This window comes from Staphylococcus coagulans (assembly GCF_002901995.1).
Classification (GTDB): Bacteria; Bacillota; Bacilli; order Staphylococcales; family Staphylococcaceae; genus Staphylococcus; species Staphylococcus coagulans.
Genome location: NZ_PPQN01000008.1, coordinates 1 through 13,225, shown reverse-complemented (window position 1 = coordinate 13,225; position 13,225 = coordinate 1). Strand labels below are relative to the sequence as shown.

Below are 13,225 nucleotides of genomic sequence, written 5' to 3'. Positions count from 1 at the left end.
AGATGTGTATAAGAGACAGATATGAAGGAGTGGGATTTATGCTGAAAATGTTTTCTGTGTTATCGACGTCTCTCACATTGTTGCTCATGCCAATGGTTTTTACCCCTACGACTTATGCCAGAAGTTTATTTTCCAGACCGTTACCTTCTTCTACCGTTGCTCAAGCAGCCCCAACAATGATGTTAATGAATCATGATGAGAAGGATAGCTCGAATCAAAATGCGACTGAAAACAATGCACCTGCCACTGAAAACGCGCAGCAAGACCAACAAAAGCGCACCTTGCCTCCCTTTTATTACCCCAAATGTTAATCAATATATAATAGAACATCATCTTCCGCATTCAAAAATTGTGAAAGACCCAAGAATGAATACTTTGCCCCATTTACCATATCGATATGGAACCTATATCGGAGTGGTGATTCACGAAGTGGGTGAAGATAATCGGACACTTCAACAATGGGTCGATCGAATGTACGCTACGTATGAAAGAGCGTTTGTACATGCCTTTGTAGACAATCAAAAAATTCATCTCACTGCGCCATCAAAATATTACGTTTGGGGAGCAGGCAAACAAGCCAATCCGTATTTTTACCAAATCGAAGTTGTCAGAATGTATACTTTTGATGATTTTGCAAGATCGGTCAATAACCAAGCGTGGCTCGCAGCGTATATGTTAAAACAAAATCATTTAACACCCACACTCGCTGACGATCAAGAAGGCGTAGGTTCCATCATTAGTCACAATGCCGTTCGAAAATATTGGGGCGGTACGACGCACGTTGATCCGATAGCATATTATGCAAGATGGGGATATGATATGCATCAATTCTTTGATTTGGTGAAATATCATTATGCGCACATGTAAAAAACAAAATATGACTATAGTATGGTATTAGAAAAACTTTTGTAAGCCATCACGTTAAAGGTTTGTTGCCTGATTTTTTAGGTAGCAAGCCTTTTTAATGTCTATCTTTTTTATGCGATGGTCTTTATTAAAACTACAACTTTTTTCTTGATTTAAAATGCTATAAACTTATCGTTAAATACCCTTAATAAAGGTGTGGTAAAAATGAAAAAAATATACAATATTATCACAACGATACTTATTTTGATTTCTTTAACGATTATTGTGACTTCTATCTTTGTGCATAATGAACAATATCAAACGATGATTAATACAGCCTTGTTCATCCTTGTTATATTTATAGGTATATTCGCTGTTACAGTTAGAATCATACACGACAAAACTAAAAGATAAAGAAATCGCATGTTGTTTTACAAATCATTAACTTCATATTGCGATGATGCCCGGCTTTATTCTCTTTTTTGTCAACAAGGAATCGGATTGCTGTTAAAAAGGTAAAATGAAAGGAAATGACACAAATAATGTGTTTTGCGCTATAATTTAAAATAAAGCGTCAATTTATTATACAAGTCACCATACGAGGTTAGAAAATAAATCGTTTTGGAGATGTAAGATGGAAGCATTATTTGAGTTAATTAAAAGTCTTTTGTACATTATTGTGTTTATTCCTTACTATTTCATTGCTTTTGGGGCAGTAATGTACGCATTAATACGATGCATATTGATAGTGAGAGAACCGATCAAGAGATTTTTCGATCGCCATTACTATGGTGAGGATAGTGATCAAATTTCATATGCAGCGGGGCCGTGGTTCATTCTTGCATGCGCTGTGTTAATTAGTCTCATAATTATTGTAGTATTACTTTATATTTTTGCACTTCTGTTAGGAGAAGTTCTGATATTTATCTTATTTGTTATTGGTGTGTGTTTGTTGTATAAAAAATTTAAGTCAGGGTTTAAATAGAGAGGGTTTGAGTCTGGATGGCATATCAAAGTGAATTTGCGTTAGAAAACGATGTATTAAAACAGTTAACTCAGATGGGGTATGAACAATTAAATATTCATACACACGATGAAATGTTACAAAATTTTAGAGCAATTATTAATGAGCGTCATATAGAAGCACTCAATCATCAACCATTAACGGATACTGAGTTTGATTGTTTGATTACAGATATTAATGGTAAATCTGTGTTTGATAGCGCAGTTATTTTAAGGGATAAGTATGTACTTAAACGAGACGATGAAACGGTTGTTTATTTGAGTTTCCTTGATCAAAATAAATGGTGCCAAAATAAATTTCAAGTCACAAATCAAGTGAGTGTGAAAGATACTTATAAAAGTCGATATGATGTGACAATTTTGATAAATGGTTTACCATTAGTTCAAATTGAACTTAAGCGCAGTGGTGTCGCTATTTCAGAAGCATTTAATCAGGTAGAACGTTATCGTAAACAAAACTTTACTGGCTTATTTAGATATATCCAACTGTTTGTGATTAGCAATAAGATGGAAACACGCTACTATGCGAATAGTGATTTAACGATATTGAAGAGTCATATGTTCTACTGGAGTAATGAAAAAAATGAAAGAATTAATCATTTGAAGCATTTTATTGAGGACTTTTTAGAACCGTGTCATCTCGCTAAAATAATCAGTCGCTATATGATTGTTAATGAGACCGATAAGATTCTTATGGCTTTACGTCCATATCAAGTGTATGCGGTTGAAAAATTGATAGAACGTGCGCTTGAAACTAATAACAATGGTTTTATTTGGCACACGACAGGAAGTGGAAAAACTTTAACCTCTTTTAAAGCAAGTCAAATCTTGTCACAACAGGAAGGTATTAAGAAAGTCATCTTTTTAGTAGACCGAAAAGATTTAGACAGTCAAACGTTGGCTGAATTTAATAAATTCCAAGAAGATTCTGTTGACTTAACAGACAGTACGCGTAAATTGTTAAAACAACTAGGGGATGCAACGTTACCATTAATTGTGACAACCATCCAAAAAATGGCACATGCGATTAAATCGAATGACCCGGTTATGAATCAGTACGAACATGACAAGGTCGTATTTATTATAGATGAATGTCACCGGAGTCAATTCGGTGAAATGCACCGCTCAGTTAAACAACATTTTAAAAATGCACAATACTTTGGTTTTACTGGTACACCGCGTTTTGAGGAGAATAAGAGCCAAGATGGCCGTGCCACTGCGGACATTTTTGACAAATGTTTGCATCACTATTTAATTAAAGATGCGATAAGAGATGGTAATGTTCTTGGATTCTCTGTAGATTATGCACGTACATTTGACCCTAAAAAAGACTTAGAAGAAGAATATGTTAGTAAAATCAATGAAAAAGAGGTTTGGATGGCGGAAGAAAGAATCAGTAAAATTACTGATCATATCATTGAAAACTATGCTAAAAAAACAAGAAATGGTCATTATACCTCTATGCTCACAGTACAAAGTATTCCGATGGCTATTGCCTATTATGAAGCTTTCAAAAAAGCAAAAGAAGCAGGTAAACATAATTTAAATGTCACAACCATTTTTACATTTCAACCTAATGAAGATTCAAATGAACAAGAAGATTTTGTACATTCAAGAGAAATGTTAGATCGCGTCATGGTAGACTATAATGCAATGTTTGGGACAAACTTTAACACGGATTATTTTGATGGCTTTTTCTCTGATGTCTCTAAAAAGATGAAGAAAGTGATACCTGGAGAAAAAATAGACATTCTTATCGTTGTTGACATGTTTTTAACAGGATTTGATAGTAAAAAATTGAATACGCTTTATGTCGATAAAAATCTAAAATATCACAATTTGATTCAAGCTTATTCAAGAACGAATCGTGTTGAAAAAGAAACAAAGCCTTATGGTAATATTGTTTGTTATCGTGACTTGAAAGTGGAAACAGATCAAGCGATAGAAATCTTTTCACAAACTGATAATACAGATACTGTACTCAGTGGCTCATATGAAGAATATTTAGCTGACTTTAAGGAAATATTGAAGCAATTATTTGCGCTGGTTATCACACCGGCTGATGTAGATCAGTTAGAGCGAGAAGATGACCAAAAAGAATTTGTATTGATATTTAGAGCTTTGGCAAGCTTGTTGTTAAAGTTAAAAACGTTTGAAGAATTTGAATTTACGCCAGAACAGTTGGGAATTAGCGAGCAAACCTTTGAAGATTATAAGAGTAAGTATTTAAACTTATATGAAAAAGTAGTGAAAAGTAATAAAGAAGAGTCTGAGGGTGTTTCTATCCTTGAAGATATTGATTTTAAGGTAGAAATTCTTAGAAATGATTTAATCAATGTTCAATACATTATGAACTTAATTGGGCAGATTGAACTTAAGGATAAAGTCGAACAAGAACGTAATCGTAAACAAATTCACCAACTGTTGGATCGTGCAGATGATGAACAATTACGTCTAAAAGCGGATTTAATTCGTCAATTTTTAGATAAAGTTGTGCCAACATTAAAAGAAGGTACAGATGTGAATGAAGCTTACTATCAATATGAAGAAGCTGAAAAGCATAAAGAAATTGAAGCATTTGCGGAAGATAAAGCATATCCTTCTCAATTGTTAGGTCATATTATCGAAGAATATGAATATAGCGGCAGTATTAATAAAAATACTATTGATGAAGGATTGAAGAACCAAGGTGGATTTTTAGCAAGAACGAAAACAGCGAATAAAATCAAAAGCTTTGTTATGGAAACAGCACAAAAATATAGTAGCACAGAATAAATTTAAAAAATAACTGTAGTTTTACTTTACTGCAGTTATTTTTAGTTGTATACTTCATGTAGTAGAATAAAACTTCAAGGAGATGAGTGCAATCAAACCATTAATCCGATATCACAGTGGGACGATTATCAATCGCTTAACCCCCGTCACAGATGCACTTGGCTCGCCGATAATGATTTATGACCAGAACATGATGGACGAGGATTTAGGTAAATATACCTGGCATCCAACTCAGCCCAAAATGATCACTTTGGAAGAAGGGCATAATGCGAAATGTATTGAAGCAGGACAGATCGTTTTCAATATGATTACTGGAGAATGTGTCATTGTTAGTTCAAAGTATTCAGGGGCAATCTTACCGTATAACTATACACATATTGAAGTAGACAGAGAAAGCGTTTATCCACGCTATCTTGTGTATTGGTTAAACCATTCACCGAAAGCATTAAAACAAATCAAGCTTTATCAACAAGGTGGAAGCATGATTAAAAAAATGACACATAAGCAGTTACAAGCATTAGAAATACCGTTGCCTCGTATGCATCAGCAAGAATTAATAGGAAACTTAGCACATAGCAGAGTGAGATTAAAATATTTAAAAGCTAAAAGAGAACATCTGATGGATACTTATTTAAGAGCGATTTTATTTAGGGAGGAACATTAATATGTCAATTACGGAGAAACAACGTCAACAACAAGCGGAATTACAGAAAAAATTATGGAGTATTGCGAACGATTTGCGTGGGAATATGGATGCAAGTGAGTTTAGAAACTATATTTTAGGTTTAATCTTTTATCGCTTTTTGTCTGAAAAAACAGAAGTTCAAGTTGATGTTTTACTTGAGGGAGAAAACATGACTTATGAACAAGCATGGCAAAATGAAGATTATAAAGAAGCATTAGAAGCAGAATTATTAGAACGTATCGGTTATGTGATTGAACCACAAGACTTATTTAGCACTTTAATTAAAAAAATTGAGAATCAAACATTTGAAATAGAGGACTTGCATAAAGCTATCAGTAAAATTGAAACTTCTACAAGAGGCCAAGAGAGTGAAGACGATTTCGATCATCTCTTTGATGATATGGACTTGAATTCCTCACGACTAGGGAATACAAACGCTGCACGTACAAAATTAATTTCTAAAGTTATGATGAACCTATCCACTTTACCATTTGTGCATAGTGATATTGAAATTGATATGTTAGGGGATGCATATGAATACTTGATTGGCCAATTTGCTGCAACAGCAGGTAAAAAGGCAGGAGAGTTCTACACACCTCAACAAGTTTCTAAAATATTAGCTAAAATCGTAACTGCTAATAAACAGGACTTAAAAAATGTTTATGACCCTACTTGTGGTTCAGGTTCTTTATTATTGAGAGTAGGACGAGAAGCAAATGTAAGACACTATTATGGTCAAGAATATAATAGTACGACATTCAACCTCGCTCGAATGAACATGTTGCTACATGATGTGAACTATAGTCATTTCTCTATTGAAAATGGTGACACATTAGAACATCCAGCAGTATTGGAAGAAAAATTTGAAGCGGTGGTTGCTAACCCACCATACAGCGCAAAATGGAGCGCAGACCCATCATTTTTAGATGATGAGCGTTTTAGTAACTATGGTAAATTAGCACCAAAGTCAAAAGCGGACTTTGCCTTCATTCAACATATGATTTATCACTTAGATGACAATGGTACAATGGCGGTTGTCTTACCACACGGTGTGCTTTTCCGTGGCGCTGCAGAAGGTGTAATTAGAAAGTATCTCATTGAAGAAAAAAACTATTTAGACGCTATCATTGGGTTACCAGCAAACCTCTTTTTCGGTACGAGTATCCCTACAGCGATATTAGTTTTTAAAAAATGTCGTGAAAAAGATGAAAATGTCTTATTTATTGATGCATCACAATCATTCGAAAAAGGGAAAAATCAAAACCATCTTTCCGATGAAGATGTGAATAAAATTGTCGAAACGTACTTAAAGCGTGAAGACATCGAGAAATACAGTCACGTTGCTATTTTAGATGAAATTAAAGAGAATGACTATAACCTAAATATTCCAAGATACGTGGATACTTTTGAAGAGGAAGAGCCTGTTGACTTAGAGGCAGTTCAGCAAGAAATCAAAGCAGTGGATGAAGAAATTGCATCATTAGAAAAAGAAATTGCAGGTTACCTCAAACAATTGGGGGTTGAGTTGCATGACTAATGAAACAAAAAATATACCTGAATTAAGATTTCCTGAGTTTGAGGGAGAGTGGGACGAGAAGGAATTAGGAGATATAGGGGAAAAGGTTAAAACAAAAAACAAATTTGAAAAGTTTGATGAAACTTTTACAAATTCTGCAGAACAAGGAATTGTCTCTCAAAAAGAATACTTTGAGAAAGATATATCTAATTCTAAAAATCTATCAAATTATTATGTAGTTGAAAATAACGATTTTGTTTATAACCCACGTATCTCAAATTATGCACCGGTAGGACCTATTAACAGAAATAAGCTCAAAAGAACGGGAATAATGTCCCCCTTATATACGATTTTCAAGATGAGGAAAGTTGATTATACATTTTGTGAGTATTTTTTTAGTAGTACAAAATGGCATAATTTTATGAAATTTAATGGAGATTCAGGAGCACGTTCAGATAGGTTTTCTATTAAAGATTCTATATTTTTTAAAATGCCTATCAAAGTACCAACAAACTTAGAGCAACAGAAAATAGGAGATTTCTTTAGCAAACTCGATCGTCAAATTGAGTTAGAGGAGAAAAAATTAGCTTTGTTAGAAGAACAGAAAAAGGGCTATATGCAACAAATTTTTTCACAAGAATTAAGATTTAAAGATGAGAATGGAAATAATTATCCAGAGTGGGAAACTTTAAAAGTAAAAGACATAGCTGAAACATTTCGTGGTTTAACGTATAAACCCGAAGATATACGCACAGAAGGTGTTAGAGTTTTAAGGTCCTCTAATATAATAAAAGATAAGATTCATTTTTATGAAGACGATATATTTGTAGATGAAAGGGTTGTAAAAATTCCTTTAGTTGATGAAGATGATATATTAATAACTGCAGCAAATGGTAGTCCAAAATTAGTTGGGAAACATGCGATAATTGAAAAACTAAAGGACAAAAGTGTTGCAGGCGGATTTATGTATATATTGAGAAGTAACTATTCAAAATTTATGCAAATATGGATGAGCACAACAGAGTATAGAAGAATTATATCTAGAGTACAAGGAGGAAATGGATCAATAGGTAATTTATCTAGAAATGATTTAGAAAACGGCAATATTACATTACCGTGTAATGAGGAAAAAAGTAAAATTGGTAATTTCTTTAAAAAGATAGATGAATTGATTGAAAGACAATACACTAAAATTGAGCTATTAAAGAAACGTAAGCAAGGCTTGTTACAGAAGATGTTCGTTTGATTCTGATAAAGTCCTATTATGTTAATTTGTTTTAATTAAACTGAGAATGAACAGCCTCTTATTGTAGGGTTTAATGTAAAAGCTTTATTTTGGAAATAATGAACAGGAATAAAAAAGGGTGCCATTGATGACACCCTTTTTATTATGTGTTCTTTTCCATTGCTTTGATTTTGATGCTGTTTTTAATGATGAGGCGCCCAATATAGATTAAGACTAAAAGTGGAAGGAGTCTAAGTAGCGCAAATGGCAGTTCAAATAATATTGCTTTCCACATCAAGTCAAAAGGCATGTCAAACAAACCAGGTGTTAAAAATAAATGGAATATGCCACTTTTTAAGTAGAAAAATATGATAAAGAAAAAAGGAAGCAATATAGACAAATAAAAGGTCTGTAGTCGTTTGAAATAATGGATTTGTGATGTGATGTCAGAAAATAAAACATCCTGACCTTCTTTTTCTTTTTGCCAGTATTGATTGTCAGTGCCATATTTATGGCCATAAACATGTTGCCAACCACAGTCTTCGTGTAGCGCAATGTATTCATCATACTGCTTTTTGTTGAGTGAACGATAATCAATTCTAGTCACATATTTTTTCTCTGTCTTTCTAAAAGTATAGACGCCCCATGAGCTATGCGATATTAATTGATAACCCTTCTCTAGTTGTGCATTAATCCATGCTTCTTCTTTAATAGGATTCATAAAGATTTTAAACTTCCTCATTCTTGTCACTTCCTTCTTGATAGATTTCGGCCATTCTTAATAATCTTTTGTTTTCTATTGCTAAAATGTGTTCGCCTAATTCAGTAATTTGATAAACTTTTTTTCGCTCTATCGGTGGGCTGATTAATTCAATGTATTGGTGCTTTTTTAAGTTTTCAAGTGCGCCATACAATGTCCCTGCTGCGATATTGACTTCTCCCTCACTTTTTTCTTTGACGATTTGCATGATTTTATAGCCATGAATGGGTGTTCTGACGGCTAAAAGAATATAATGCATCGTCTCAGATAGAGGCACTAGCGGATAGCGTTTCATGTTGTCACTCCTTTTAACTATATCGTTGAACTGTATAGTCAAAGTATATAGTAAAACTTTATAAAGTTCAACTGTATAAATAGTCTTTATTAATAGCAATGGGGGCGGAAGTCATTGAATTCTGTCAGTTAGAAGTGAAGTAGCGCTAATTTCTGGTTTTGTTAATGATGAATAATACGTGATTGTTTAAAAGGATAGAAATAATATTTTGCCAGCTGTTTGAATAGATAGCATTATATGAGTTGACAATTATATTTATAGCTTGAATCGTGATGTAGCAAGGTCCATTAACTCCATATTTATTGTAAAGGGTTGACGGACTTTAAATTTTCAACTATCTTATATTATAAGTTAGTTGATAGAAAAGAGGATTGCGATGTCAGTATCGAATCAAATGATGAAGGGGCTTTTAGATGGCGCGATACTCGGTTTAATTGCGCAAGGTGAAACTTATGGTTATGAGATTTTAGAAAAGTTGAAGGCAAACCAGTTTCCTGAAATTAGTGATGGCAGTATATACCCAGTCTTATTACGACTTAGCAAAAAGGGATATGTCCATACGACGACACGAAAATCGGATAATGGTGGACCGAAGCGGAAGTATTATACGATTTCGGAAAGTGGAAAACAAGAGCTTGAACAATTCAAAGCAAAATGGCGTGATTTGAATACAGGTATGAATCATCTTTTTGGGAGGGTGTAAGAAATGTTAAGCAAACAGTCGGAAGATTTTTTAGTTAAGCTAAGAGTTGAACTTTTGTTTAGGGGTAAAAAGGAAGAAGAAATTGAAGAAATAGAAGAAGAATTAAGAGATCATTTAGCAACTGCTGAGCAACAAGGTGAAGATGTCCATGCAATTATTGATATGCCGATTAAAGCCTATGCTGACAAGTTTTCAAAGCATTTGCCCTTTATCAATCATTTGACAAAATACGTTGCATACTTTGTCCTATTTTTGCTTGCTTTATTTACGATACCCGATTTATTTGAACAATCTTATACTTTAACAGCAAGTGATATTTTAAATGTGATTTTTACTTTTTTAATCACTGTGATACTTGGCTTATATATGATACGAAAGTTGATTTTAACCTTTGGTGATAGTAAAAAAACATATATTTTTGCAGCGATAGGCGGTATATTGATATTTGGATTGATTTTATTTGGCGCGTTTTTGGCACACACCTTTCCACTGTATGAGATTGTTACATTGACTCAACAACAAAGTAATATAACGGGTGTGATATTGCTCCTATTAGTTATGCTCATCTGTGTCGTTTTGAAACAAAAAATCTATGCAGTCATTTTATTTCTAGTTTGCTTACCGAATATCGTTGCGCTTTTAACAACACAAAATAGCTCAAGAACACAATATCTTACTATTTCATTATCTTTGTTCATCGTTTTAAATATTGCTTTTATGGGTTTTGCATTTTATCAATTTCGTAAAGATTCTAAAACAAAAAAATGAATGACAGTGATTTTTAAAAATAGTAAACCGCTCGTGTGATGCATGTGTATCACAAATGAGCGGTTTTGTTTTTAATCTAATTGATAGCGATGGACAAAAAGTTGTCGAACGAGATCGATGGTCATCATCCAAACGATATGACCGAATAATTCAGAAAGATGTTCTTGGAAGGGTTGATCCCAAGGCGCAGGAACGGTATGCATAATCGGCATAATCATCAAGTGGAATAACACCCAAATCACAATCCCAAATACAGCGCCTTGGCCCATTGCCATATAGGCATATTTCTTCACTAAGAAACAGTAAATAATGGCAATGACAATAGAAAAACTAAAGTGAACGATAAAGCTCACCCAAGGCAATGACATGCCTGAGAATGTGTAGGTTTGATGGGTAAAATCATGACTGAATCCGAGTTGTTGTAACAATTGTTGCGGTGGATTCGTCGCATTGCGTTCTGGTGTACGGGGCGGGAACATGACTTCCCAACCTAATTTGACAATACCGGAAAGCAGCCCTCCGATAATGCCAGTATAAAATAACAGACCGATTTGTCTTTGAGTCAACTTAAGGACCTCCTGTTGATATGTCTACTTTTAGTATATTATCATGTGAAAATATTCTCAATAAATATTATTTAAATCGATTTACAGCTCAATTTGATACCATTGATAGGGGGCGCATTTTAAAGATAGATTTTAGAAAATATGTTGTCAATAAAGAATGAAATGGGACTGTGTATGGATTTCAATGATACTTTTTTCAATTTATGTGGGCTGTGTGGTTATGTATAAAAAGCATTATGGACTTCTGCCCGTGTGACAATACGCCTTGAGCCGCATGATAGATGGTATATGAGTGTATATGATAGCAATATACTAAATAAAGGAGTTTTTTATGGAACCGACAAAAAAGAGAATAGAGTTATTGGATTATATGAGAGGATTTGCTTTATTAGGCATTATATTTGCGAACATCATTCCTATTTTAAAGATTCAAGGTTTTCATGGGCAAATTGATATTGACTATATGAAATATTTAAACATCCTCGTTGAAGCGAAGTTCTTTTCAATCTTCTCATTACTATTCGGGATAGGCTTTTATATCTTCTTTAATAGCGCCAAATGCAAAGACGTTAATCCATATTTTCTATACTTGAGGAGAATCCTCTTTTTACTATTGCTAGGTATTATACATCAAATCTTCCAACCAGGTGAAGCATTGCTTTTTTATGCTATCATTGGCCTACCGCTATTACTTTTTACTTTTGTAAATAAAAAACTCAATCTTGTTATTGGGTTAGCTTTACTCTTCGTCGCTTTATTTGGTGGGAACAAAATCGCTTTCGTACCCGGTTTGTTTATTCTAGGATACACGATTGGCCAATTTGACTTACACAAAAATATTTACAATCGTCCAAAATCTTTAATAGTAGCATTGCTGCTATCATTTGGTGGCTTTATTATTTCGATGGTCGTACTGCATCAACATAGTGTACTTCCAACGTATGAATTGGCGAAATCACAGATTAGCCTCAATGCGTATGTTGAAAAATACAATACATTTTCTGATCTTATCGTTTTTACAGCACCATTTATTTCACTGTTTTATGTATTATTGTTAACTTATTTATTACAATACGATACGGTTAAAAAAATCTTGGTACCATTGAAGTATTATGGACAAATGGCGTTAACCAATTATTTGATGAATACGTTACTTATTATTGTAGCGGGTCAATTTTTGACATTAACGTTTGCACAAACAGGCATTGCATGTCTTGTGATTTTGATTGTGCAAATGATTTTTTCTATGATTTGGTTAAGATTTTTTATATATGGACCGATTGAGTATATTTGGAGAGCAGCCACGTATTTACAATTTTTTAGCATCAAACGGTCTCAATAAACAGCGGGCATGTCATGCGTACCCCGTTGTAATCAATCAGAAGTAGAAGCGCAATTTTATCGATGAAAATCAAAAAAACTGTGAAGTCGCCACTTTGACGACATGCACAGTTTTTTAATCCCGTTTATTTATATTCTAAGTTGGTTTTATATTTTGTGTAATGTGTTGGAAATTTTAAAACTTAGTTTGATTTTCTGCTGCGGCTTAATAAGAAACCACCTAATGCTAAGCTCAATCCACCTGCAAGTGTTGTACCGAATAATGCGTCATCGCTTTCGCTACCTGTTTCAGGTAAAGCTTTCATTTCATTATTCGCTTTTGCAGCTTTGTTTTCATTCATCATTGTTGATTTATCCATGTCAAGTTTTTGACCAGGCATAATCATGTTTTTATCAGCTAAGCCATTATCTTTCGCAATTTTATCGGCAGTAGTGTGGTTTGCTTTTGCGATTTTATCTAAAGTATCACCAGGTTGAACAACATGCGTTTCGCTATTAGGCATCATTTTGTTGCCAGTGTGATTCATGCCATTGTTACCAGACTGGTCTTTAGCCATGCCCATGTCTTTATCTTTTTTCATGTCTTTGCTGTCTTTGTGCATGCCTTTATCTTCAGCTTTTTTGTCTCCAGCTTTGTTGTCATCTTTGTGCATGCCTTTATCTTCAGCTTTTTTGTCTCCAGCTTTGCTGTCATCTTTGTGCATGCCTTTATCTTCAGCTTT

The 13,225-nt window shown here is 33.9% G+C and carries 11 protein-coding genes and 3 pseudogenes; 10 read left to right on the top strand and 4 right to left on the bottom strand.

Annotated elements, in window-relative coordinates:
- The first annotated feature begins 38 nt into the window (after positions 1 to 38).
- From CD118_RS01765 to CD118_RS12360, 7 genes and pseudogenes are all read left to right on the top strand, one after another.
- Positions 39 to 867 (top strand): annotated as a pseudogene (locus CD118_RS01765) (autolysin).
- Positions 868 to 1,071: 204 nt separating this feature from the next.
- Positions 1,072 to 1,260 (top strand): hypothetical protein, encoded by a 189-nt coding sequence (locus CD118_RS01760; RefSeq protein ID WP_060829209.1) that lies wholly within the window; start codon positions 1,072 to 1,074, stop codon positions 1,258 to 1,260.
- Between the two features lie 588 nt (positions 1,261 to 1,848).
- Positions 1,849 to 4,644, top strand: coding sequence for a type I restriction endonuclease subunit R (locus CD118_RS01750; RefSeq protein ID WP_060829211.1), 2,796 nt, complete (start codon positions 1,849 to 1,851; stop codon positions 4,642 to 4,644).
- Positions 4,645 to 4,726: 82 nt separating this feature from the next.
- The gene (locus CD118_RS01745) at positions 4,727 to 5,308 is read left to right on the top strand and encodes a restriction endonuclease subunit S domain-containing protein (protein WP_060829212.1); all 582 of its coding nucleotides are present in this window, start codon (positions 4,727 to 4,729) and stop codon (positions 5,306 to 5,308) included.
- Between the two features lies 1 nt (position 5,309).
- Positions 5,310 to 6,866 (top strand): type I restriction-modification system subunit M, encoded by a 1,557-nt coding sequence (locus CD118_RS01740; protein ID WP_060829213.1) that lies wholly within the window; start codon positions 5,310 to 5,312, stop codon positions 6,864 to 6,866.
- Positions 6,859 to 7,540: pseudogene (locus tag CD118_RS12365) on the top strand (restriction endonuclease subunit S); the annotation flags it as partial. The gene CD118_RS01740 and the pseudogene CD118_RS12365, both read left to right, overlap by 8 nt.
- An 8-nt stretch (positions 7,541 to 7,548) precedes the next feature.
- The gene (locus CD118_RS12360) at positions 7,549 to 8,091 is read left to right on the top strand and encodes a restriction endonuclease subunit S (RefSeq protein WP_425353197.1); all 543 of its coding nucleotides are present in this window, start codon (positions 7,549 to 7,551) and stop codon (positions 8,089 to 8,091) included.
- A 142-nt stretch (positions 8,092 to 8,233) separates the two neighbouring features.
- Here the strand turns inward: CD118_RS12360 and CD118_RS01730 are convergent, their stop codons facing one another.
- Positions 8,234 to 8,812: a DUF2812 domain-containing protein gene (locus tag CD118_RS01730; protein WP_060829215.1), complete on the bottom strand. Its 579-nt coding sequence runs from the start codon at positions 8,810 to 8,812 to the stop codon at positions 8,234 to 8,236.
- Positions 8,799 to 9,125 (bottom strand): PadR family transcriptional regulator, encoded by a 327-nt coding sequence (locus CD118_RS01725; RefSeq protein ID WP_060829216.1) that lies wholly within the window; start codon positions 9,123 to 9,125, stop codon positions 8,799 to 8,801. The genes CD118_RS01730 and CD118_RS01725 overlap by 14 nt, the downstream gene beginning before the upstream one ends.
- 376 nt (positions 9,126 to 9,501) lie before the next feature.
- Between CD118_RS01725 and CD118_RS01720 the strand changes: the two genes are divergently transcribed.
- Both CD118_RS01720 and CD118_RS01715 read left to right on the top strand, forming a co-directional pair.
- A complete protein-coding gene (locus tag CD118_RS01720) occupies positions 9,502 to 9,828 on the top strand; it encodes a PadR family transcriptional regulator (RefSeq protein WP_103356156.1) in 327 nt (108 codons plus the stop codon).
- 3 nt (positions 9,829 to 9,831) lie between these two features.
- On the top strand, positions 9,832 to 10,596 hold the full coding sequence (locus tag CD118_RS01715) for a hypothetical protein (RefSeq protein WP_103356155.1): 765 nt from the start codon (positions 9,832 to 9,834) through the stop codon (positions 10,594 to 10,596).
- Between the two features lie 71 nt (positions 10,597 to 10,667).
- On the opposite strand, the gene CD118_RS01710 is transcribed toward CD118_RS01715, so the two are convergent.
- Positions 10,668 to 11,162 (bottom strand): YagU family protein, encoded by a 495-nt coding sequence (locus CD118_RS01710; RefSeq protein WP_060829218.1) that lies wholly within the window; start codon positions 11,160 to 11,162, stop codon positions 10,668 to 10,670.
- 331 nt (positions 11,163 to 11,493) lie between these two features.
- Here CD118_RS01710 and CD118_RS01705 point away from each other — a divergent pair, with 331 nt between their 5' ends.
- Complete coding sequence (locus tag CD118_RS01705; protein ID WP_103356154.1) at positions 11,494 to 12,504, top strand: DUF418 domain-containing protein; 1,011 nt, start codon at positions 11,494 to 11,496, stop codon at positions 12,502 to 12,504.
- 181 nt (positions 12,505 to 12,685) lie between these two features.
- Here CD118_RS01705 and spa read toward each other — a convergent pair.
- Positions 12,686 to 13,225 (bottom strand): annotated as a pseudogene (gene spa, locus CD118_RS01700) (staphylococcal protein A); the annotation flags it as partial.

Bases quoted from the DNA above. Each gene is read 5' to 3' on its own strand.
- CD118_RS01740 (WP_060829213.1), top strand. From the start codon at position 5,310: ATGTCAATTACGGAGAAACAACGTCAACAACAAGCGGAATTACAGAAA.
- CD118_RS01760 (WP_060829209.1), top strand. From the start codon at position 1,072: ATGAAAAAAATATACAATATTATCACAACGATACTTATTTTGATTTCT.
- CD118_RS01745 (WP_060829212.1), top strand. From the start codon at position 4,727: ATGAGTGCAATCAAACCATTAATCCGATATCACAGTGGGACGATTATC.
- CD118_RS01715 (WP_103356155.1), top strand. From the start codon at position 9,832: ATGTTAAGCAAACAGTCGGAAGATTTTTTAGTTAAGCTAAGAGTTGAA.
- CD118_RS01725 (WP_060829216.1), bottom strand. From the start codon at position 9,125: ATGAAACGCTATCCGCTAGTGCCTCTATCTGAGACGATGCATTATATT.
- CD118_RS01750 (WP_060829211.1), top strand. From the start codon at position 1,849: ATGGCATATCAAAGTGAATTTGCGTTAGAAAACGATGTATTAAAACAG.
- CD118_RS01720 (WP_103356156.1), top strand. From the start codon at position 9,502: ATGTCAGTATCGAATCAAATGATGAAGGGGCTTTTAGATGGCGCGATA.
- CD118_RS01730 (WP_060829215.1), bottom strand. From the start codon at position 8,812: ATGAGGAAGTTTAAAATCTTTATGAATCCTATTAAAGAAGAAGCATGG.
- CD118_RS01705 (WP_103356154.1), top strand. From the start codon at position 11,494: ATGGAACCGACAAAAAAGAGAATAGAGTTATTGGATTATATGAGAGGA.